Source organism: Peribacillus sp. NPDC096379 (assembly GCF_044762875.1).
Classification (GTDB): Bacteria; Bacillota; Bacilli; order Bacillales; family DSM-1321; genus Peribacillus.
Genome location: NZ_JBIWFD010000003.1, coordinates 599,760 through 623,449, shown reverse-complemented (window position 1 = coordinate 623,449; position 23,690 = coordinate 599,760). Strand labels below are relative to the sequence as shown.

21 protein-coding genes are annotated in these 23,690 nt (G+C 39.5%); 19 read left to right on the top strand and 2 right to left on the bottom strand.

Translation table 11 applies throughout. From position 1 onward, the window contains the following. The first annotated feature begins 274 nt into the window (after positions 1-274). From ACIQZI_RS16930 to ACIQZI_RS16905, 6 genes are all read left to right on the top strand, one after another. Positions 275-1,276, top strand: a complete 1,002-nt coding sequence (locus ACIQZI_RS16930; protein WP_403075029.1) for a LacI family DNA-binding transcriptional regulator — start codon at positions 275-277, stop codon at positions 1,274-1,276. Between the two features lie 366 nt (positions 1,277-1,642). Then, the gene (gene lacZ, locus ACIQZI_RS16925) at positions 1,643-4,759 is read left to right on the top strand and encodes a beta-galactosidase, LacZ type (RefSeq protein WP_403075026.1); all 3,117 of its coding nucleotides are present in this window, start codon (positions 1,643-1,645) and stop codon (positions 4,757-4,759) included. 303 nt (positions 4,760-5,062) lie between these two features. Next, complete coding sequence (gene galT, locus ACIQZI_RS16920) at positions 5,063-6,562, top strand: UDP-glucose--hexose-1-phosphate uridylyltransferase (RefSeq protein WP_403075023.1); 1,500 nt, start codon at positions 5,063-5,065, stop codon at positions 6,560-6,562. 77 nt (positions 6,563-6,639) lie between these two features. Then, positions 6,640-7,827, top strand: coding sequence for a galactokinase (locus ACIQZI_RS16915; RefSeq protein WP_403075021.1), 1,188 nt, complete (start codon positions 6,640-6,642; stop codon positions 7,825-7,827). A gap of 3 nt (positions 7,828-7,830) precedes the next feature. Continuing rightward, positions 7,831-8,823, top strand: a complete 993-nt coding sequence (gene galE, locus ACIQZI_RS16910; protein ID WP_403075019.1) for a UDP-glucose 4-epimerase GalE — start codon at positions 7,831-7,833, stop codon at positions 8,821-8,823. 13 nt (positions 8,824-8,836) lie between these two features. Then, on the top strand, positions 8,837-9,928 hold the full coding sequence (locus ACIQZI_RS16905) for a M24 family metallopeptidase (RefSeq protein WP_403075016.1): 1,092 nt from the start codon (positions 8,837-8,839) through the stop codon (positions 9,926-9,928). A 185-nt stretch (positions 9,929-10,113) separates the two neighbouring features. Here the strand turns inward: ACIQZI_RS16905 and ACIQZI_RS16900 are convergent, their stop codons facing one another. Continuing rightward, positions 10,114-11,325 carry an ROK family transcriptional regulator gene (locus tag ACIQZI_RS16900; protein ID WP_403075012.1) on the bottom strand — a complete coding sequence of 404 codons (1,212 nt, stop codon included), beginning with the start codon at positions 11,323-11,325 and terminating at the stop codon, positions 10,114-10,116. Positions 11,326-11,784: 459 nt separating this feature from the next. Between ACIQZI_RS16900 and ACIQZI_RS16895 the strand changes: the two genes are divergently transcribed. From ACIQZI_RS16895 to ACIQZI_RS16860, 8 genes are all read left to right on the top strand, one after another. Continuing rightward, positions 11,785-12,057 carry a phage holin gene (locus ACIQZI_RS16895; protein WP_403075009.1) on the top strand — a complete coding sequence of 91 codons (273 nt, stop codon included), beginning with the start codon at positions 11,785-11,787 and terminating at the stop codon, positions 12,055-12,057. Between the two features lie 391 nt (positions 12,058-12,448). Then, positions 12,449-13,558, top strand: a complete 1,110-nt coding sequence (locus ACIQZI_RS16890; RefSeq protein ID WP_062184830.1) for an ABC transporter substrate-binding protein — start codon at positions 12,449-12,451, stop codon at positions 13,556-13,558. After that, the gene (locus ACIQZI_RS16885; protein ID WP_403075006.1) at positions 13,548-14,372 is read left to right on the top strand and encodes an alkaline phosphatase family protein; all 825 of its coding nucleotides are present in this window, start codon (positions 13,548-13,550) and stop codon (positions 14,370-14,372) included. Before ACIQZI_RS16890 ends, ACIQZI_RS16885 begins: the two co-directional genes overlap by 11 nt. A gap of 20 nt (positions 14,373-14,392) precedes the next feature. Next, the gene (locus ACIQZI_RS16880) at positions 14,393-15,229 is read left to right on the top strand and encodes an ABC transporter permease (protein ID WP_403075003.1); all 837 of its coding nucleotides are present in this window, start codon (positions 14,393-14,395) and stop codon (positions 15,227-15,229) included. Continuing rightward, entirely contained in the window at positions 15,226-16,005 is a 780-nt protein-coding gene (locus tag ACIQZI_RS16875; protein WP_403075000.1) for an ABC transporter permease, read from the top strand. The genes ACIQZI_RS16880 and ACIQZI_RS16875 overlap by 4 nt, the downstream gene beginning before the upstream one ends. Beyond that, positions 16,002-17,006: an ABC transporter ATP-binding protein gene (locus ACIQZI_RS16870; RefSeq protein ID WP_403074998.1), complete on the top strand. Its 1,005-nt coding sequence runs from the start codon at positions 16,002-16,004 to the stop codon at positions 17,004-17,006. Before ACIQZI_RS16875 ends, ACIQZI_RS16870 begins: the two co-directional genes overlap by 4 nt. Next, complete coding sequence (locus ACIQZI_RS16865; protein WP_403074995.1) at positions 17,003-17,791, top strand: DeoR/GlpR family DNA-binding transcription regulator; 789 nt, start codon at positions 17,003-17,005, stop codon at positions 17,789-17,791. Before ACIQZI_RS16870 ends, ACIQZI_RS16865 begins: the two co-directional genes overlap by 4 nt. Next, positions 17,785-18,792 (top strand): histidinol phosphate phosphatase domain-containing protein, encoded by a 1,008-nt coding sequence (locus ACIQZI_RS16860; protein ID WP_403074993.1) that lies wholly within the window; start codon positions 17,785-17,787, stop codon positions 18,790-18,792. The genes ACIQZI_RS16865 and ACIQZI_RS16860 overlap by 7 nt, the downstream gene beginning before the upstream one ends. A 213-nt stretch (positions 18,793-19,005) precedes the next feature. Here ACIQZI_RS16860 and ACIQZI_RS16855 read toward each other — a convergent pair whose 3' ends face one another. Further along, positions 19,006-19,950, bottom strand: a complete 945-nt coding sequence (locus ACIQZI_RS16855) for an urea transporter (RefSeq protein WP_403074990.1) — start codon at positions 19,948-19,950, stop codon at positions 19,006-19,008. A gap of 218 nt (positions 19,951-20,168) precedes the next feature. Here ACIQZI_RS16855 and ACIQZI_RS16850 point away from each other — a divergent pair, with 218 nt between their 5' ends. Genes ACIQZI_RS16850 through ACIQZI_RS16830 form a run of 5 tightly spaced genes read left to right on the top strand, consistent with a single transcriptional unit; the run spans position 20,169 to position 23,670 of the window. Beyond that, positions 20,169-20,471 (top strand): urease subunit gamma, encoded by a 303-nt coding sequence (locus ACIQZI_RS16850; protein WP_062184809.1) that lies wholly within the window; start codon positions 20,169-20,171, stop codon positions 20,469-20,471. Between the two features lie 21 nt (positions 20,472-20,492). After that, positions 20,493-20,813, top strand: coding sequence for an urease subunit beta (gene ureB, locus ACIQZI_RS16845; RefSeq protein ID WP_062184806.1), 321 nt, complete (start codon positions 20,493-20,495; stop codon positions 20,811-20,813). After that, positions 20,813-22,525, top strand: a complete 1,713-nt coding sequence (gene ureC / locus ACIQZI_RS16840; RefSeq protein WP_403074986.1) for an urease subunit alpha — start codon at positions 20,813-20,815, stop codon at positions 22,523-22,525. Before ureB ends, ureC begins: the two co-directional genes overlap by 1 nt. A gap of 10 nt (positions 22,526-22,535) precedes the next feature. Then, positions 22,536-22,991, top strand: a complete 456-nt coding sequence (ureE, locus tag ACIQZI_RS16835) for an urease accessory protein UreE (protein WP_403074984.1) — start codon at positions 22,536-22,538, stop codon at positions 22,989-22,991. Next, positions 22,984-23,670, top strand: a complete 687-nt coding sequence (locus ACIQZI_RS16830) for an urease accessory protein UreF (RefSeq protein WP_403074981.1) — start codon at positions 22,984-22,986, stop codon at positions 23,668-23,670. Before ureE ends, ACIQZI_RS16830 begins: the two co-directional genes overlap by 8 nt. Positions 23,671-23,690: the final 20 nt, after the last annotated feature.

The following is a 23,690-nucleotide window of genomic DNA, read 5'->3' as shown; positions in this document are numbered from 1 at the left end:
TGGTACCTGTATGTTTGTAAATGACTAAAATTTCACTCTAATTAAAATTGAGAGTATCATATGTTTCTACATCGGTCAATATAACGTTATAATGTTTGAATGTAAAAATGGAAAATGTTGATCCGTATTTAAAAATAACTATTTAAGCTCATCTCACTAAATTTTTATAAAAATAGTCAAAAAAGAGGAAGGCGCCACTTTTTTGTGGTTTAATCAAATTGAACTCATAAAGGCTAACGAATATATACAGAAAGCGTGTTAGAAAGGAGATCGAATGATTACAAGGAGAGAAGTTGCACAAAAAGCGGGCGTGTCGCCTTCAACCGTGTCGCGCGTCATTAATAATAATGGATATGTTGCGGAGAAGGCTCGAGAAAGAGTGGAAGCAGCAATTGCTGAATTGAATTATATACCCAATCGAGCAGCACAAAATTTACGGATGAAGTCTTATAAACAAATTGCTTGTATAACACCATCTATTACGAATTCCTTTTTTACGGAAATGTTTGTTGGGATAGAGGAAATGGCATTAGAAAGAGGGTATTCTTTATCGTTATATAATATTACGAAGGAAAGAAAGGATTATTTGAAGCAAGTATTAGAAGGACCTTATGATGGCATGATTTTACTTGCATCGTATGAATTAAGTTCAATTATGAATTTTGATAAAAATGCGCTCAACATGCCATTGTCCCTATATCTAGACCGCTTTCTAGAAACAGACATACCTCATGTATTTGTAGATTTGAAAAAAGTGATGAAACAATCTGTCGAGCATTTAATCCGAAGTGGACATAAAGAAATTATTTTTTTAGGCCATTATTTTGATAATGAATTTGGAAATGCTAGGTACGAAGGATATGAAAGTGCAATGAGGGAACATCATTTGACAATCAAGGACTATTATAAAAAATTTATCGAAATGTATGAAGACAAATTGACGACAGGATATGCTGGGATCAAGTCGTTATTGGATAAAGGACAATCATTTACCGCCGTAGCTGCCTCTAATGATTTGCTAGCGGCGGGCGCCATGCGAGCCATCATTGAGAGTGGAAAGAAAGTTCCGGAGGACATATCCGTTATAGGTGTTGATAATATTGAATTAGCTAATATCGTCACACCAACATTAACAACTATGAATATCCCAAAAAGGGAAATTGGCAGAAAGCTCGTTCAACAATTATTAGATCAACTTCACAAAGAAAAGCAAGTTGAGACAATTGTAGAAGCTGAAGTCACTTTAATAGAAAGAGAGTCTGTAAAAAAAGTTTAAACTATTGACAACGGTTTCATTCGGGCTTATATTTTGAATATTACTAGGAAAGTTATCTAATTGAGCAGATTAGGGCCGAAAATGTTCAAATGGATTTCTTTTTAAATAATGTGGTCACGTAACCATAAAATACACAACATTGCTGGTGCTTTTATCGCAGGAATTTATCCCGCATTAACGGGCAGTAAGTCCTTACCTCAAAGCTTAGAGGAATCGAAGAAGCGTAGGTGGGGGATAACTGTCCGTAAAAGCCCGATCGGTTCAACTAACAATCAGTGAAGGATGAAGAAAACCCCCACTGATTGAAGTTTTACTTTATGGTGGATCAGTTAAAGGATAATGAAATATAGAAGGGGTATAATCGCTATGACTTTACGAAATGATTGGGAAAACCTAGAAGTATTACAAAGGAATCGACTAAAACCAAGAGCCTCCTTTTTTAGCTATAAAAACAAACCGACTGCACTCTCCTATGAGAGAGGTGATTCACAAGGATTTTTATTACTAAATGGCAATTGGAAGTTTCATTATGCAAACTCACCGCTGGAATCACCGAGTGATTTTTACAAAGAGGAGTATAGCACGGATCATTGGGGATCGATCACGGTTCCATCTCATTGGCAATTGAATGGTTATGGTAAGCCTCATTATACAAATGTACAGTATCCATTTCCAGTAGAGCCTCCCTATATTCCGTCTGAAAATCCGACGGGGGCATACGAAAGGACGTTTTATTTAGCGAAAGAAACATTGTCGGAAAAGTTACATTTGATGTTTGAAGGTGTCGATAGTTCTTTCCATGTATGGATTAATGGGCATTTAGTTGGGTATAGCCAAGGTAGCCGCCTTCCTTCTGAGTTTGATATTACGGATTTTGTTAAAGCGGGAGAAAATAGAATTTCAGTTCGAGTCTACCAATGGACGGAATCCTCCTATATTGAGGATCAAGATATGTGGTGGTTAAGTGGCATATTTAGGGACGTCTATATTATGTCAAAACCAACTACTCATATACAAGATGTGTTTGTGAATAGCTCTTTAGAAAATGACTTCCAAGATGGCCGATTTGATTTTGAACTCGCCTTGTCAGGAGAGTATGAAGGACACCAAGTGGCAGTGGAAATACAAGAGAACGGTACTGTCATAGCTGAACACCAACAAAGCGTAGACAGTCAAGTTGTGACAGGAACGATTCATATTGCGGGTGTGAAGCAATGGAATGCAGAAACGCCATTCTTATATGATGTAGTGATCACATTATTGAACCCAACAGGTGAAATAGTTGAAGTGATTCCACAAAAATGTGGATTTAGAAATATTGAAATTAAAGGCGGCCAATTATTAGTGAATGGTGTAGCGATCATGTTTAAAGGGGTTAATCGGCATGATGCTCATCCTGACTTTGGTCGCGCAGTACCAGTAAGTTCGATGATTGAAGATTTAATATTAATGAAACAGCATAATATTAATGCCATTCGGACAGCCCATTATCCAAATGATCCACGTTTTTATGAGCTATGCGATACTTTTGGATTTTATGTGATTGATGAAACGGATCTTGAATGTCACGGCCTAACCCGAATAGGCAAACCGCATTTATTAAGTGATGATCTAAACTGGCAAGATGCTTATGTTGATAGAATGGAAAGAATGGTTGAACGGGATAAAAACCATCCGTCGATTATTATGTGGTCATTAGGGAATGAGTCTGGCTTTGGACGAAATCATATTGCCATGTATGAATGGGCAAAGAGAAGAGATCCTTCTAGATTGGTCCATTATGAAGGGGAGACGAGAGAAATATTGTATGAGGATGATTTCGTACCAACGAAGGATCCGATTGCATCTGATGTTCACACCTCGATGTATACGTCCATTGAGCAAATGAAAGTCATTGGTGAATTGACGAACTTGGAGAAACCTCATATTTTATGTGAGTATGCACATGCAATGGGCAATGGTCCAGGCGGCCTTAAAGAATATTGGGAAACGTTTTATGCATATGATCGGCTGCAGGGTGGTTTTGTTTGGGAATGGGTCGATCACGGATTAAGACAATATACGCCAGAGGGTGAAGAATACTTTGCCTACGGTGGAGACTTTGGTGAGACACCGCATGATGGCAATTTTGTTATCGACGGATTAGTTCGACCCGATCGCAAACCTTCACCAGCGTTGGCAGAGTATAAAAAAGTAATTGAACCAGTTGTGGTAACAAATTTCAACTTTGAAGAAAAGACCATCCAAGTGCAAAATCGTTATGATTTTTCTGGTTTATCAAAATTGCAATGTCAGTGGTCTATAGAAGCAGATGGAACTATTATAGAAAGTGGGATTGTCGAAGTACCAGAGATCCCTGCAAATTCTACAAGAGTGGTAGAGTTGCCGATTCAAATACCTAGTATCGTGCGAGAAAATACAGATTACTGGTTAAATATCGTTTGGACGATGAAAGATACTACACAATGGGCGGCTTCAGGTCATCCTGTCGCATGGTCACAGCGCGAGCTTCCAATCTCTCGTTTTGTAGCTATTGAACAACAACCTGCAGGCCAATTACATGTAGTTGAAGAACCATCAAAAACAAACATAGTAGGTCCTAATTTCAAAGTAACTTTCAATAAGCAAAATGGTCGCATAGAAGACTATTATTATGATGGCCAGTTAATGTTGCATAAAGGGCCAAGATTAAACTTTTGGCGAGCGCCTATTGATAATGATTTATTAGGTTCTGAAGAATTTCATGCGAAGCCAGTTGCTAAACAGTGGAAAGAATATGGTGTTCATGCGATACAACACCGAATGAAACAGACGGAAATTATAATACAAGAAGACCTTCAAACTGTGATTATTTCTTGCAAGGCGAAATTAGCTCCTCCAGTCATTGCGTGGGGATTTGATGTAACGTATGAATACACAATTCGAGCTGATGGCAGTGTTTTAATTGATATCAAAGGGATAACCTCTGGAAATGGCCCTACAACTCTTCCACGAATTGGAGTAGAGATGATCGTAGAAAACACATTCGATGCTGTTCAATGGTATGGCTTAGGGCCGAATGAAGCTTATGTGGATAGTAGGTTAGCCGCAAGGATGGGTGTTTGGTCATCAACAATCGATGGTTTGTATACACCGTATATTTTTCCACAAGAAAATGGGAACCGCCACCAAAATAAATGGGCGAGTTTTTCACAAGAGAATGGTCAAAGTATGCTCGTTTCAGGTGATTCTTTTGACTTCTCGGCAAGCTATTATACGGTTGAACAATTAGAAACGGCGAAGCACACTTATGATCTTGTCAAGCAACCTTATATCACTTTGCACATTGATAAGCAGCAATATGGCTTAGGTTCGGCAAGCTGTGGCGAAGATGTTCAAGAACAATATCGACTTGGGAATGAGGACTTCCAATTTGCATTTACGATTCAACCATATAATCAAAATGCCCATTCACCTATAGCGATAAGTAAAAAACGTAAATAAAAGAAGGGCATTAACAATAGACAAGAAGAAGAGGAGAAAGGGTCAGACCTCACACTCTATACACCGTTTATCGTGTCATGTACACGTCGTATAATCGGTAAATAGTAGATGTGAGGTCTGACCCTTCGTTTGGAATAGTTTTTATATATTAAATATTGTAAAAAATATTCAAAAGGTATAATATGGTGTTAACATAGTTAATTAATTTAATTAAGTTTCGAAACATGTAAGAAGTATTCTTTGTAAAATCGACTACCCGTTATAGATTCAACCAAAAGTACTTAAATCGAGGTGTCAATAATAATGAAAGATATTTATCAAGATATCCAAAATTTACTGGAGTACGGCTATACGAATGAACTGTTTGGGTTAGACGATTCGATTTATATTAGAAATCGTGTTCTTTCTCTTTTAGGGCTGGATGAGTGGGAGGAGTGTGAACATACAAATCCTCTACCATCTTTAGCAGAAATTCTGGGCAGTATTCTTGATTGGGCGTATGATCATGGCGGTCTTGCAGCAAACACGGTAACTGAACGGGATATCCTTGACACAGAAATCATGAATTGTCTGATGCCGCGTCCGTCAGAGGTTATTCGACTATTTAAAAATCGTTATGAGGACAATCCAGAACATGCGACTAACTATTTCTATAAAATGTCGACTGATTCTAACTATATTCGATCGGACCGGATTGCTAGAAATAAAGAGTGGAAAGCAACTACGCCTTACGGTGATATTGATATAACGATCAATCTATCAAAGCCAGAAAAGGATCCGAAAGAAATTGCGAAATTGAAGGAAGCTCCTTCTTCTTCATATCCAACTTGTCTTTTATGTATTGAAAATGAAGGGTATAAAGGTACTCTTAGGCATCCTGCAAGAGCAACGCATAGAACAATCCCGATCGTCTTAAATAATGAGGAATGGAGATTTCAATATTCTCCATACGTTTATTACAACGAACATAGTATTGCTTTTAGGCAAGAACATACACCTATGAAAATATCTAGAGCCACATTTGATCGTCTTTTAGACTTTGTTGATCAGTTTCCGCATTACTTCATTGGTTCTAATGCTGATCTCCCAATTGTCGGCGGTTCTATTTTATCGCATGACCATTTTCAAGGGGGCCGATACACATTTGCGGTCGAAAGAGCGGAAATGACAGAAACGATCTCTCTCGATGCATATCCATCTACAAGGGTTGGAATCGTGAATTGGCCAATGTCAGTTATCCGTGTCCAAGGGGCTAAGGAAGATGTGGCGAATGCTTGTGAGCATATTTATGAGAGTTGGAAAAAGTATGCGGATCTTGAGGCTGATATTGTTGCATACACAGGAAACACTTTACACAACACGGTAACGCCTATAGCTCGTAGACGGGGCGACTTATATGAAATGGACATGGTCTTAAGGAATAATCGCACAACAGAGGAGTATCCCGATGGAATTTTTCATCCACATCGAGACCTCCACCATATTAAAAGGGAAAATATTGGTTTGATTGAAGTGATGGGACTTGCTGTGCTACCGGGGAGGCTGGCAACGGAATTGGAACAAATAGCTGAATACCTTGTGAAGCCGATACAGAAGGAAAAGTGGGATCCGGCGTTGGTAAAACACTGGGACTGGTACGAAGATATGTGTCAAAGGTTAGACAGTGTAACGAAAGAAAATGTAATGGAAATTCTTCAAAAAGAAGTGGGAAATAAGTTTCAACGCGTTTTGGAAGATGCCGGCGTGTTTAAAACGACAGCAGAAGGAAAACAGGCTTTTATAAAATTCCTATATTCACTTTAGAAAATAGATTGAGTAATTCATATAACACATGAAGTCTACTATATTTTGCTTTTTGCAAACAGGGAGGAGCAGCAAGAATGGATGTAAATCAATTAAAAGATTTATTTTATCAAGAATACGGAAAAGAAGATGAATTACGCGTGTACTTTGCTCCAGGTCGTGTGAATTTAATTGGGGAACATACTGATTATAATGGAGGGTATGTTTTCCCGGCTGCGCTGACATTTGGAACTTGGGCTATGGTAAGTCCTCGCAATGATGGAATATACCATTTTCGGTCTGCCAACTTCGAGTTAGATGTGAGCTGTCATGTCTCAGATATAGCCTATAGAAAAGAAGATGACTGGGCGAACTATCCAAAGGGGGTTCTGAAGGAGCTACTTGAAATCGCTGATTCAGAGGATGCTAGTTGTTATACAGGGGCCAATATACTGTTTTACGGGAATATTCCAAATGGAGCGGGGCTATCATCTTCTGCTTCTATCGAATTAGTGACAGCGCTTTCCTTGAGTAGGCTTGCCGGAATGGAGATTCCAATGGTAGAGCTTGTAAAGCTTGGGCAGCGTGCGGAAAATCGCTTTGTTGGTGTCAACTGCGGAATTATGGATCAGTTTGCTGTGGGGATGGGCAAAAGAAAGCATGCGATTAAATTGAAGTGCGATACGCTTGAATATGAGTATGTTCCTGTAAGAATTGACGGTTACAAGCTTGTCATCATTAATACGAACAAGCAAAGAGGTCTAGCTGATTCAAAATATAATGAGCGCAGGAGCGAATGTGAAGAAGGGCTGAAAATCATCCAACAAGAATTACTTCATGTCCAGTCATTAGGAGATATGAGCGTTGATGATTGGAAAAGGATTCAGCATATTGTCAAAGATGAAGTCATTCGTCGTCGAGTCGAGCATGTAGTCACGGAAAATGAGCGGGTTATTTCTGCAATGGAGGCACTTGAGAAAAACGACCTTGATTTGTTTGGAAAACTAATGAAGCAATCCCATGAATCTTTGCGTGATTTATATGAAGTCACAGGAATCGAGTTAGATACTTTGTATGAAGAAGCTGCAAAAGTCGAAGGCTGTATCGGCACAAGAATGACGGGGGCTGGTTTTGGAGGTTGCAATGTTAGCCTTGTGAAGGATTCAGCTGTCACATCATTTACAGAGATGGTAGCAAGTAATTATACAGCTAAAACAGGAATCAAGCCGACTTTCTATATATGTGAAATTGGTGACGGTACAAAAGAAATCGTTGAGGAGGAATAGAGGATGGCGATTTTAGTAACTGGTGGAGCGGGTTATATTGGCAGCCACACGGTATTAGAACTTTTGAATCAAGGTGAAGAAGTGATTGTCGTTGACAGCCTGAGAACTGGCCATGAACAATCCGTTGTAGGAGGACAATTTTATCAAGGCGATCTCCATGATCGTAGCTTTCTAAACCATGTTTTTGAACGTCATGAAATTGAAGCAGTTATTCACTTTGCAGCAAGTTCGTTAGTTGGGGAGAGTGTCTCACATCCATTAGATTATTATGAAAATAACTTAATTGCTTCCCATACACTTGTATCCACTATGCTTGAGCATGGTGTCAAGAAAATCGTGTTTTCATCTACTGCTGCTACATATGGAGAGCCAAAACAGATTCCGATTAAGGAAACGGATCCGACCGATCCGACGAGTCCATACGGTGAAACTAAACTGGCAATGGAGAAAATGTTCAGATGGTGTGATGGTGCGTATGGGTTAAAGTCTATTTCTCTGCGCTATTTTAATGCGGCAGGTGCCCATCCGGACGGAAAGATTGGGGAAGACCATCAACCTGAGAGCCATTTAATCCCGATCATTCTTCAAGTTGCCTTAGGCGAGCGGGAGTCAATCGGTATTTTTGGGGCGGACTACCCTACTGAAGATGGAACCTGTATCCGAGATTACATCCATGTGATGGATCTTGCGAATGCACACTGGCTTGCCCTTCAGCATTTACGTAATAGCGAGGCGAGTGAAGTATTCAACCTTGGAAACGGAAAGGGTTTTTCTGTAAAAGAAGTCATTGAGACGGCTCGGAACGTGACAGGACATCCAATCCCAGAGTCGGTAAGCCCAAGGCGTGCAGGTGATCCAGCTGTATTGATTGCATCTTCAAAAAAAGCACAGTCTGTCTTAGGTTGGAAGCCGAGGTTCAACGACTTGGAAACCATTATAGAAACTGCTTGGAACTGGCATCGGGCCAATCCAAACGGTTACGAAGATAATAAGTAGAGGGGGGAGGAAAATGGAAATGGGGATTGCAAAACCGCTTGAGAAAGTGGAACACTTTATTAAAGAGAACAAGATTGACGGCGTTTTTTTCCGAAAACGAAGCAATTTTGCTTGGATCACTGGTGGAAAGGACAATCATATTGTCAATACAACAGAAAACGGTGTGGCCGATTTATTAATTTTTGCTGATAAAAAATACTGCATTACTACCAAAATGGAATCAGCACGAATTCATGACGAGGAGCTTTTAGGACTTGGCTATGAATTTATTACTCTAGAATGGTATGAAGATCAGGATTCCATTGTACAAGGACTAACTGAAGGGAAAAAAATCGCAAGCGATGTATCGATCGGAGATTTCCTAGACTTCGGACATGAGCTCACTAGTCTCCGATACACGCTTACTAGTGATGAGATCGATCGATACCGCTGGCTTTCCAAGCAGGCAGCGATGGCGGTTGAGTCAACATGCCGTGAAATTCAACCTGGGTGGACAGAGTTTGAGATCCAGGCCCATCTTGCAGCAAAAGTTATCAAGCGGGGAATTAATCCCCAACTCATTCTCGTATCAACTGACGAACGAGTATTTAAATACCGCCACCCGATTCCAACAGATAAAAAATTAGCGAATTATGCAATGATTGTTCTTTGTGCGGAAAAATGGGGACTCGTCGCAAACGTTACTCGTTTCGTTCATTTTGGTGAACTGCCAGCAGAAATCAATGAAAACAAGCAAAAGCTAGTTCAGATTGATGTGGCGATGAATGCAGCTACAAGACCTGGAGTCGCTGTCAAGGATGTATTAAAGACAGCGTTTGCGAAGTATGAGGAAGTAGGGTATGGCGAAGATTGGCGCTTCCTGCATCAAGGCGGACCAACAGGCTATGCGAGCCGGGAATTCCTTGCAACTCCGAATGCAGAGGGAACGGTTCTGGAAAACCAGGCATTTGCTTGGAATCCTGCCATCCGTGGCATTAAATCTGAGGATACCTTCCTTGTCGGTAAGGAAGAAAATGAGTACCTCACTGACACGGGGGAGTGGGTATATTTAAAGGTAAATCACAATGGAAAAACGTATGTACGTCCAGATATCCTAGTACGCTAAATCATATCAAATGAAAAAGGTGTCTCATAAGGGTCTAACCTCGCACTCTAAATCAGTTTGTAGTGTTTTATACACTAAACTTGTACTAGATTTAGTTATTGCGGGGTCTGATCCTTTGGTTTGAGATACCCCCTTCGTATAGCGTAGCCTAATGATGGTACTACTCAAAAAGAGAATATGAGGTGTTAAGTGTTTCCAGGGGTTGCAAACAATTCGGCAAGGATTAATGCAATTGCACCCATAACAGTGGCGTCTGCTCCAAACTTTGAGATGATGACCTCTGTCTGTTTCGCTGAATCGGTCAATGCACGCTGTTCAATCGTCTCCATTACGCTTTCAAGAATGAATTCCTTGGCATTTGAAACCCCTCCGCTAATAACAATCCGCTTTGGATTTACGATATGGATTAAATTCGTGACTCCTACACCAAGATAACGTCCGGCTTTATTTAAAATATCCTTGCTTAATGGGTCTCCCGCTAATGCAGCCTGATAAATGACATCGCCGTCGATTTCATCTTCCTTGTTTTTAAGGATACTAGATTCTCCAAGTTTCAATTCGTTCTTAAGTCTTTCAACAATTGCGGGACCGGAAGCGAATGTTTGCAAACACCCATAATTGCCGCATGTGCATTTTGGACCATTAAGATCAATAGCCATATGGCCGATTTCTCCGCTAATATAGTGTTCGCCTCTGAACACTTGACCGTTGATAATGATTCCAGCACCAATTCCTCTACCGACATTTATACAGACAATACTGTCATCCCCATGACCATATCCAAACCAAAGTTCCCCAAGGCTCATGGCTCTAGCATCATTTTCAATTTGCACCATCATCTGAAATTCTTTTTCTAGAACTTCTTTAACATGGATATTTTTTAATTTTAAATTGGGGGCAAAAACGGAAACCCCTTGGTCAACATCAACAATCCCATGCATTCCAATTCCAATCCCAATGATCTTGTCATGATCTATTTGTTCATTCTTTTGGATGGTATAGATGGACGTAATCATTAAGTCAAGTAGGCCTTCATTTGTGATGGAGTCCGGAATAGGATGAATTTGTTTTTTTCGTATTTTGCCATTTATGTCGGTCAGTATAATTTTGAGATGATGGGAACCTATATCGAGGCCTATAACGTGAAACATGTCACTATTCAACGTGAGCAATGTCGGTTTTCTTCCCCCACTAGATGCACCTAAGGAGGTTTCAATGATTATTTTTGTTTCAAGTAGCTCTTTCACAAGATTGCTTACTGTCGGAGGAGTAAGCTTCGTTGTTTTTGCAATATCGGCTCTCGAAATGGTCCCTTTTTTACGAATCGTATTCAAAATGATAGATCTATTTAAAGATTTCATTAATTGGAAGCTTCCTGTTACAATGTTGGGTTCCATTTCATTGCCCCCTAAATTACATATATAGTTAATTAAATATAATTATAAACTATAATATTGTAAACGGCAAAAAAGGATTTATTAAGAGACACGATATAGTTCCCTTAGTTTGAAACGGATAAGTATTGTGGCTGGAAATGTTGATAATATAATGACAAAAAAACTTCGCCATCCTCCATAAGTCTTAGCCAAATAAGACAAGCAACATAAACTATCAAGAAGGAGACATTTCAATCTGTATTCCGAGAAATTCAACAAGTTGTGTGAAGTAAGTTGGTGTGTCTTTTTTAGAACTAGTAACAACAATGAGTAAAAATTTTTGGAGAACAGCTAAACCAACCTAACAAGGTGCGGATGCTGTGCAAAGCTAATTTGATTAGTCCGCAAAACCTTTTTATTTTCCATCAAGATTTCTCATTAGGCAAGCACCACCCTTTTCGCATGATAGGAGGTGTTAAAATGATTAACTGGAAAGTACGTTTTAAAAATCCAACCTTTATTTTTACCGTATTTATACCTGGTGTCTTAATTATTACTCAAATGATTGCAGCTTTTATCAACACCTATATTCATCCCATTGGTTTTACGATTACTGATGATGCGATGAATGGACTGTTGGGAATTGTTAACTTTATCGCGCTTACGTTCTTTGGTATTGGTAGTGTGATTGATCCTACTACGAAAGGATTAAAGGACAGTGAGAGGGCAAAACAATACGATCAGCCTCAGTAATAAGCTTTATTCATTAGAGTATGTTAAATAATATTTTTTGATAAAACGATTTTGGATCATCTGTGAAAATCAACATCGTCATATAACAGGGCCACTCCTTCTAATTTAATGTGGAAAGGTCTGTTATATTTTCACAATGAGATGAGTGGATCCACCCTTAACTGAAGTGAAGCCTATCAAGTGCGTGTCAAACTTATGTGGTTGTCGAGTTATATCGATAACATGATAAGTTTGACATGCATTTTTTTTAGATACCGATGTTGGATGTAAATGTTCTGTAAAGTGAAATTTACACATTCTTAGTGTGGGAATGATTTTTGCTTAATATTTGTTTTGTATATTCATAGTGTAATACAAAACAAAAACAAATATCTTCTGGAGGGAAAAAACAATGTCTTGGAATCGTAATTGGAAAAAAGGAATAATTGGTGCAATGGCTATATCAATGTTAGCGGCGTGTTCAGCAAACGATACATCTAAAGGATCAAGCGCAGGAAAAGAAATTAATTATAATGATTTGACATTGACTCAAATAGAAGAAAAAGCAAAAAAAGAGGGCGAAGTCAATTCAGTTGGGATGCCGGATACGTGGGCAAACTGGGGTGAAACTTGGAGTGAATTAGGAACAACATATAAGTTAAAACATTCGGATACAGATATGTCCAGTGCAGAGGAGTTAGCTAAATTTGCAGCAGAAAAAAAGGATGCATCAGCTGACATTGGTGATGTTGGAATTGCCTTTGGACCGATTGCAGAGGACCAAGGCTTAACATTATCATATAAAACGTCTTATTGGGATGACATTCCAAAATGGGCCAAAGATGATAATGGTGACTGGGTTGTTGGTTATACAGGTACGATGGCTTTTATTTCAGACAAGAATAATGTGAAAAATGCCCCAACATCATGGGACGATTTAAAAAATGGCAATTACAAAGTTAGTATTGGTGATGCGTTAACAGCAAACCAAGCACAATTTGCTATCTTGGCAGCTGCGTATGCTTTCGGTGGAGACGAAAAGAATATTCAACCGGGTATTGATTTCTTTGCAGAATTAGCGAAACAAGGTCGTTTATCAGCTGGCGATCCAAGTGTGGCTAACTTAGAAAAAGGTGAAATTGATGTTGCTTTACTTTGGGATTTTAATGCACTAGGCTATCGTGAGCAAATTGATGCAAAGCGTTTCGACATAACGATTCCAGAAGAGGCATCTGTAACATCTGGCTATGCAACGGTTATTAACAAATATTCGAAGAACCCGCATGCTGCTATGTTAGCTCGTGAATACATTCTTTCAGATGCAGGACAAGAAAATTTAGCAAAAGGGTATGCACGCCCAATTCGCGAAAATGTAAAGTTACCAGAAGAAGTTAAATCTCTTTTATTACCTGATAATATGTATAAAAGTGCACAACCTGTTGGCGATCAAAAAGCTTGGGAAGAAACAACGAAAAAAATCCCTCAAATGTGGCAAGAGCAGGTGTTAATCCATGTCAAATAATCGTTTAATTATGATCGTTGTGGACGCGCTTCGTTTTGATACGGCGTGTTCACATATGGGATTTATGCAGCATCTTGTTGAACAAGGAAAGGTCGCTCGTTATGAAGTGAAGTCGGAAGTGCCTTCATTATCCAGGCCGCTTTACGAAACCATTTTAACTGGAACCGCTCCTTTAGTCCATGGAATAGTCGGCAATGGAGTCGTTCGATTATCGACGCAAGAAAGTTTGTTTCATCTAGCTAGACGCAGTGGGAAGACAACCGCTGCGGCGGCTTATTATTGGGTAAGTGAACTGTATAATCATGCGCCATTTCGTCATGGTGTCGATCGAATTCAACTAGACAAAGATGCACCGATTGAAAATGGCCTGTTTTATTTTGAAGATCATTATCCTGATAGTCACTTATTCGCTGAAGCACAGTGGCTTGTTTCTGAAAAGAACCCAGATTTTCTCTATATTCACCCGATGAATGTAGATGATGATGGCCATAAATTTACAGCTAATTCTGTGCAATATCGAAATCGTGTTTTAGCTACAGATGCCCTATTGGCTCTTGCCTTGCCAAAATGGATGGATCTTGGTTATGACATCATCGTAACAGCTGACCATGGGATGACGTTTGATGGGAATCATGGTGGGAATACAACAGATGATCGCCATGTTCCGTTATTTATTGCTTCTAAAAAAATAAAGCCGATTGTTCAAGATCAGATTGTTTCACAGCTGCAAATGGCTCCACTTGCTTGTCATTTGCTTGGAATCCATCCATCAGAAGCGATGGTCCCTCTACTCATACCTGGCCTAGTCGACTAAGGAAGGGAGACATCATGAACATGTCTGGAAAAAAAGGCGTATTGCTCATATTAGTACCATTCGCTTTGTTGATGACGTTCTTTTTTCTCGTACCGCTTATTCATATGTTAATTAGTAGTTTTTCAAATAGTGATGGGTTTACGTTCGAACATTATCAAGAAGCGTTATCTAGTTCTTATATTTTACAAGGGTTTAAAAACAGTTTCGCTTTGTCTGTCGTGTCAGCGTTCATCGCGTTAGTCGTTTCGTTGTTAGGTGTATACGCGATGACGAATTTTTCCGAACCAGTACGGGAAAGGTTATTAATTTTATCGAATTTAACATCTAATTTCTCTGGTGTACCGCTTGCATTTGCGTTTATCGTCTTGTTGGGAAATAGTGGTCTATTTACATTGGCGCTTGATTCGTTTGGTTGGGATTTATCTTTCTCCCTTTATAGCTGGTCAGGGCTATTGCTCATCTATATTTACTTTCAACTCCCTCTTTCGATCATGCTTCTCTATCCAATTTATTATGGAATTCAGCAACAATGGAAAGATGCCGCTGCGTTATTAGGTGCCTCACCGTTAATGTTTTGGAGAAAAATCGGTCTACCCATTTTACTTCCCGGTATTGCAGGTACATTCACGATTTTATTCGCAAACGCCATGGGTGCGTATGCTTCGGCATATGCCTTAACTGGAAGTAATTATAACTTAGCGGCCATTCGTATTGGATCACTTATTTCAGGGGACATCTTTGCACAACCAGAATTAGCGAGTGCCATCGCCGTCTTACTTGGTGTAATTATGATTATTGGGATGTTACTGAGTGAATGGCTTATTAAGAAAACGAGAAAGGATTTGTCGAAACGATGAAGAAATTTACAATCGTCATACTTATCCTAATCGGTATCTATTTAGCGTTACCGATTCTTGCGACTGCGTTGTATGCATTTTCAACGGAATGGAATAAAACCATTTTACCAGAAGGATTAACGTTCGAATGGATTCGGACACTATTTCAAGATGCTCGCTTTATCGAAGCATTCGGCAGGTCTGTTCTTCTTTCAGGTGGTGCTGTTTTCATCTCGATTATGTTTATTGTGCCAGCCATTTTCGTGATTGTATTATATTTCCCAGCATTGGAAAAGTGGTTTCAGGCAAGTGTTGTGATGGTATATGCCTTTCCAGGTATTATTTTATCAGTGGGTATCATTCGGTTTTATTCAGGGACGAGCCTACCAATGATCCTCGCTGTGATGGGAGTATATGTCATTAGTGTGCTTCCGTTTATGTACCAAGGAACACGAAATAGCTTGCGTAATGTGCAAGGTCGGCAATTGATGGATGCAGCGGAGTTATTAGGCGCCTCAAAAATGGATGCTTTCCGTAAAGTGTTGCTTCCATCCGTTTATCCAGGATTATTTGTCTCAAGCCTGTTATCCTTCTCCGTTTTATTTGGTGAATTTGTTTTGATTAACCTTGTGGTTGGCTCTCAATTTGAAACGGTTCAAATTTATTTAATGACGAAATTAAGTACAAGTGGTCATATTGCGAGTGCGATTGTGTTCGTATATATCGTGTTGATGGGTATTCTGACGCTAGTGATGGCGACATTAACGAAAAAGGCGAAGGGAATGAAACGCACATGAGTAATGTTGTATTAAAAGACGTTCATAAACAATATCAAGATGCAGATGTTCTGTCTGGGATTGATATGAACATTGAAGACGGCGAGTTTGTCACATTACTTGGACCAAGTGGCTGCGGAAAAAGTACGATCCTCCGTATTTTATCCGGACTGACAGATGCAACGGGTGGCAATGTGACGATTGATGGGAAAGACATGAAGAAAGTCCCGCCGAAAAATCGACAAGTAGGTATGGTGTTTCAATCCTACGCCTTATTTCCGAATATGACCGTGTATGAAAATGTAGCATTCGGTTTAAAAATGCGCAAACAACCAGCAAATGAAGTGGCAGAACAAGTAGAGAAAATGATCAATCTCGTTGGTTTACAAGAGAAGAAAGCGGCATATCCGCATGAGCTTTCTGGTGGGCAGCAACAGCGGGTTGCACTTGCTCGATCCCTCGTTGTTCGCCCGAAAGTCTTGTTACTCGATGAACCATTAAGTGCTCTCGATGCTCAAATTCGAAAACATTTGCAAGTTGAACTTCGAACGATTCAACGTGAGCTGAATATGACCATGATTCTCGTGACACACGACCAAGAAGAAGCAATGACCGTTTCTGATCGTATTTTCGTTATGAATCAAGGGAAAATTGCACAAGAAGGAACACCGTCTGAAATTTATACACAACCTAGAACTGAATTTGTTGCCAACTTTATTGGTCGATACAATGTTTTTTCAAAAGAACAATTAGGAAAATTAATAGGGGAAAATACAGAAGTGTCTGCAGATAAATATGCCATTCGTCCAGAAGCCATTCATGTACAAGCTCAATCCTCTGCTTTTAAACTAAGCGCTATTGCTGGCGATTCTATTATGAACGGAAATGTGATTCGTACAACTTTTCATGCAGACAATCAGCAATTTACAATGGAACAATTGCATCATCAAGCGTCTGTATTTGAAAAAGGCATGGAATATCAATTATTCGTAGAACCAAAGGATGTCATTGCTTTATCATGAATGAATTAAAGGAAGAACGTCAGCGTTTAATTATTCAATGGGTGAATGAGGAGAAGCGTGTATCTGTTGGAAAACTGGCGACGAAGTTTTCGGTTACGCCAGAAACGATTCGCCGAGATCTGACAGAGTTAGAAGAACAGGAACGAGTAACGAGAGTGCACGGTGGAGCTGTTTTATATACAAAACTAGAAGAAGAACAAGTCTTTTTACAAAAACTTGATATGAATCGTGCAGAAAAAGAACGAATTGCAATAGAGGCGACATCACGCATTAAAGATGGTGATACGATCGCAATTGATGTTGGAACGACAACCGTTCATATGGCGGATTTTATTCAAAATGTGAAAAACTTAACGGTTGTAACGAATTCGATTAAAGCAGCCGATCGTTTTAATCAAGCAATTGAAGAGAAACGGATGACAGGAAAGGTCATTCTGTTAGGTGGGGTGACGAACCCAGCACAATCTTCTGTCTCGGGTGCTATGACACTTGAGTGGCTGAATCATATCCGAGTGGATCAAGCATTCATTTCCTGTGGGGGGATCGTGGCGGATATGATCTATGATTATGATTTAGATGAGTCACTCGTTTCTGCGAAAATGATGGCTTGCAGTAAGAAGAATATCTTGCTTGCGGATTCATCGAAAATGGGCATTCCGTCTTTCTTTTCATTCGCACAAGCTAGTCAATTCGATGAAGTGATAAGTGATCAACCTTGTCTGGAAGAGTGGGAAGAATGGTTTACACATTGGACTATAGCAAAGAGGGGTCGAGTGGAATGTTAGTCGATTATCATGTACATCTAGAAGAGGGACCGTATTCGTTTAAATGGCTCGAACGGACGGCGAAAGCGATTGAGCATTTTTTAGGTAATGAGGTTCTGGAGCATGGATCCAGAGAAAAAATTGAAAACCAAATGATCCAGCTTCAAAAGCGATTAAATGCTGGTTGTTATAGTGAAGAGTGGTTAGATCTATATTTGAAAAAGGCCAAGCAAATCGGTTTGAAAGAAGTCGGGATTGTCGATCATTTATATCGTTTTAAAGAAACAAAAAATTATTTTGAAAAAGCGCTAAATTTGGATCCAAACGATTCAATTGGGGAATTGCAAGCGTATTGGTTAAGAAATGTCATGACGGAAAAAATGGATGATTTCACTTCAGCAATTTTAGCCGCAAAAAAACGCTGGGAAAAAGAAGGCGTCTCATTAAGGCTAGGGATTGAAGCGGATTATTTTGTCGGGCAAGAGCGGGAACTTGCTACACTTTTAGAAGGAAAACCATGGGATTATGTGATCGGTTCTGTTCATTTTGTGGATGGATGGGGATTCGATAATCCACAAACCGCATCTCGTTTTGAAAATTTGAATTTAGAAGCGCTATATACTCGTTTTTATGAAACGGTTGAAAAGATGATTCGATCGAACATGTTTGATTTTATTGCCCATTTAGATAATTTAAAAGTATTTAATTTTAAAGTGAACAATGAATCCTTTAATCATAAATGGTATGAACGGATTGCTCATGCATTAAAAGAGACAAATACTGCCACAGAAGTGAATGCAGGTTTATACTATCGCTATCCAGTTCAAGAAATGTGCCCATCTGTTGATTTTTTAACAACGATTGTAGGGAAAGGTGTACCTATTACTCTTTCTTCTGACTCACATTTCCCAGATGATCTTGGCAAATATGTGGCAGAAAACAAGAAGTTGTTGCAACAAGTAGGCGCCTCACATGTAGCAACCTTTAACCAAAGAGAAAGAATCTTATTGCAGATCCAGTAAAATGGGTCTGTTTTTTTCGACGAATTTTGTGCTTAGCGCTGGGTGTAACGTAATGTATATATCGAAGTGTCTTATCGGTGCATCCGATTCTGTTGATAACTAATTTTTTTGATTCATTAATTATGCCGATGCTCTCGATAATGTTGTTTTAAGAAAAGCACTCGTAATGTTTTACGAGAAGCTTTTCTTTTGATTTTTATTAATAGTATTTTGTCAGATTTTAGGCAAGACTTTCTTTGCCCCTAGAATAAGCCAGGTACTGAGAACGAAAGGCATTGTCAGCGATGGAAGACCATAGGGTAAAAGCAAAGTACTTAAGCCGGCCATGATGGGCACGGTCAAACAAGCTGCAATGATCCCTGTTATAACCGAGAATTTCGTGCTTTCCGAATTAAATACGACTGATACTGCTAAAATGGCTAAGATCGCATTGTATCCGTACAACCCCATAAAAATCAGTGCATGTTCCCCTTCTAATCCGTAGGAGACGAGCAGGGCAGCTACATTTCCTATAATGGAAAAAAGACCAAATCTCCAACCGGCCAAAATTATGGCGATAAATAGGATGACTCCAGCTAGAGTATGATCAAGAAAGAAAATTTGTCCAATACCTTTAAAACTTCCTTCCAACCAATTGCCTTTCCCTGCTATGTTTAGTGTCCAATTGGCCAATGATTGAGGCTCTAAATCTGCACTTAAATGGAAAGTTTTCAATCGGTATGAAGCGAGCAATGTAAACCATGTCACGATGAAATATGGGAAGGTAAGGATGGGGAGTTCTGTTTTTCGCATAATATGCATCAAGGCGGCCGTGAAGAGTGCTGCCATAGCAGATGCTACTAAGGCAATAATCCACTGATACGGTCCGTCTAAATATTCAGTGAGTGCTATTCCAGTTAACACAGAATTATATCCAAATAACCCTTGATTTACCCTCTGTTTATCTGCCCCTCCTATTATTCCAATGAGTGTTCCAATAATAGTTGAAAAAATGGCCATAATTCCTAAGAAATAATCTGAAATCGTTATTGCAAGTAAAATTAAGGCTCCAGTCAATGCATTTTCAATCAATATGACTTGAGAGACACCTTTTAAACAGGCCACGACGAATGAAAAAAGTGATCTTTCGGTTGATAAAATGCTATTCATTTTTTTCATAAAAATCTCCTCTCAATAAGACTTTCTTTCTTTTTCATTTAAATATGAATTCTCTTGTATAAAATAAAAACCCGAGTGCAAATAGAAATGATGTTTAAATACAAATAAAAAGGAAAGGATATATATGTAAGTTTTTTATTTGAAAAATATCTATACTTAGTATTTTCCTTTTTAAGAAAAATCCTAATGGTAAATACATGAAAATAAGGAGGGTTATGATGCATCTATTACCACGTGAAATAGATAAACTCATGATTGTTGTGGCAGGGGATTTAGCTAAGAAACGAAGAGAGAGAGGATTGAAACTAAATCATCCAGAATCGGTAGCACTTATCACATATGAAGTGTTAGAAGGTGCAAGGGATGGGAAAACGGTTGCTCAATTAATGGAGTACGGAGCAACTATTTTGTCACGAGAAGACGTGATGGAAGGTATTCCAGAGATGATTGACGATATTCAAGTAGAAGCGACTTTTCCAGATGGAACGAAATTGGTAACAGTACATAGTCCAATCAGGTAAGGAATGACAGGAGGAATTTTAATGGTACCAGGGCAATATTTTTTAAAAGAAGAAGATATTATTTGTAATGTTGGCAGAACTACTTCAAGGCTTTCCGTGATCAATATGGGGGATCGTCCAGTCCAAATAGGATCCCATTTCCACTTTTTTGAAGTAAATGAAGCCCTTCAATTCAATCGAGAAGAAGCGTTTGGTAAACGTCTGAATGTACCAGCGGGTGCAGCGGTCCGTTTTGAGCCAGGGGATGAAAAAGAAGTAGAATTAGTTTGTTTTGCTGGAGAACAACGTGTTTATGGATTTAACAATAAAGTAGATGGATCTGTTCAAGGAGGATGCAAGTAATGAGTTTTAGAATGCCAAGAAAGCAATATTCGCAAATGTACGGTCCAACTACAGGAGATTCTATTCGTTTAGCGGATACAGATCTACTGATTCAAATCGAGAAAGATTATACAACGTATGGCGAAGAAGTCGTGTTTGGCGGTGGAAAAGTGATCAGGGATGGAATGGGGCAACATCCGCTTGTGACTCGTGGTGATGGGGTACCAGATGTAGTCATTACGAATGCTGTAATTTTGGATTACACAGGTATTGTTAAAGCTGATATTGCAATCCGTGACGGAAAAATTGCTGGAATTGGAAAAGCGGGCAACCCATTAGTAATGGATAATGTTGATATTGTGATTGGGGCTTCGACAGAAATCATTGCAGGGGAGGGGTTGATTGTCACTGCTGGTGCAATTGACACCCATGTCCACTTTATTAATCCGACTCAAATTGAAACAGCCTTAACATCAGGTACGACGACATTAATCGGCGGGGGGACGGGTCCTGCTGCTGGATCAAAGGCAACAACAGTTACACCTGGTGAATGGAATATCCATCGAATGCTGCAAGCATCTGAAGGAATGCCAATTAACGTAGGCTTCACTGGAAAAGGACAAGCTGCAACCGAAGAGCCTTTGGCTGAGCAAGTACGGGCCGGTGTGATTGGCTTAAAAGTCCATGAAGACTGGGGAGCTACCCTTTCAGCACTTGATTTTTCCCTAAGAGTAGCTGATAAATATGATGTGCAAGTAGCGGTTCATGCAGACACCTTAAATGAAGGTGGATTTATGGAAAATACAATGGCGGCTATTAAAGATCGAGTCATTCATATGTACCATACAGAAGGAGCGGGCGGAGGACACGCGCCTGATTTAATTAAAGCGGCGAGCTTTATGAATGTTCTTCCATCTTCTACAAATCCAACATTACCTTTTACGGTTAATACAATCGACGAACATTTAGACATGTTAATGGTGTGTCACCATTTAAATCCATCGATTCCTGAGGATATTGCCTTTGCGGATTCACGGATTCGACGTGAAACGATTGCTGCTGAGGATATTCTTCAAGATATGGGCGTATTTAGCATGGTTAGCTCAGATGCCCAAGCAATGGGACGGGTTGGTGAGGTTGTTTTACGTACTTGGCAAACGGCAGACAAAATGAAGAAACAACGGGGAACGATGGAAGGAGATAACGAACTTTCTGATAACAACCGTGCAAAACGGTATATTGCAAAATATACGATCAATCCTGCCATCACGCATGGGATTTCTGAATATGTCGGTTCGATTGAAGTGGGGAAAATTGCCGATCTTGTCCTTTGGTCACCAGCATTTTTCGGTGTCAAACCTGAAATGGTCTTAAAAAATGGCTTTGCTGTTCAAAGTTTGATGGGAGATGCAAATGCGTCCATACCAACACCGCAACCGATGATTTATCGTCCAATGTATGCGCAAGTTGGAAAAGCCTTGGCTAAAAGTTCGATTACGTTTATTTCCCAAGCAGCTTATGATGATAAAGTGCACGAGAAACTAGGGCTTGAAAAAATGATTCTTCCAGTTCGTGGTATTCGGAATTTAACGAAAAAAGATATGAAACTTAATTCCGAAACCCCTGAGATTACCGTTGATCCGCAAACATACGAGGTAAGAGTAAACGGTAAACATATTACATGTGACCCTGTTGACATCGTACCGATGGGGCAAAGATATTTCCTATTTTGAGGTGAAAGCATTGATCATTGAGAAAATTGTTACGAATATTGAACAAATGGAAAAAGAAGAAATTGAAAAACGCCATAAAGAAAAGGTATATCTCGAAAGCGCCCATTTAATGAAACGAATTCAAAGGGTGACAACCGACCATGGTAATGAAATAGGCATTCGTCTGAAGGATCCCCGTGACCTTGTAGCGGGTGATGTTTTATATATGGATGATCATAATATGATTATCATCGATGTCTTATCTGATGATTTATTGATTATTAGTCCTCGTTCGTTGAAAGAAATGGGGACGATTGCTCATCAATTAGGGAATCGCCATCTACCTGCCCAATTTGAAGAAAACGACATGCTTGTTCAATTCGATTATCTTGTTGAAGAATTACTACAAGAGCTTCAAATTCCTTTCACACGCGAAGAACGGAAAGTGAAACAGGCATTTCGGCATATTGGGCACAGCCATGACTGATCACGCACTTTCTTTATTTCAGCTTTGCGATTCTAATTTCCCTACAGGAGCTTTTAGTCATTCATATGGCTTGGAGAGTTATATTCAAGAAGATCAAGTGCATGACCAAGCTACATTCTCTAAATGGCTTCATGTTTATTTAAATGAACAGCTTGTCTATTCGGATGGGCTTGCTTCTCATATAGTATATGAAGCCTTAGAGAATGAAGACTTCCAAAAAGTGTGGAAGGTAGACCGAATGCTAAATGTGCAAAATTTGCCTCGTGAAACACGAGAGGGTACCCAAAGAATGGGGGAACGCATGCTGAATCTCGTAGGCTCTTTATATGAAGTGCCTGTTCTTTTACAATATAAAGAACGTATAAAAGAGAAGCGATCTTTTGGACATCCGGCGATTGTTTTTACAATGATCGGCCATCATCTTAGAGTTCCACAATCAACGACGACCCTCTATTATTTGTATTCTACTGTCTCAAGTCTTGTCCAAAACGCAGTCCGAGCGATTCCCTTAGGCCAGACAGCTGGGCAGAAAACGATTCAGGAATTTCAAGACGCATTAGTAAAAGCAACGGAAAAAATCGAAAACTTGGATGAAGAGGATTTCGGAATCGTTTCACCTGGGCTCGAATTATCTCAAATGAAACATGAGCGTGTGAATATTCGCATTTTCATGTCTTAACATGAAAGAAAGGAAGTGTT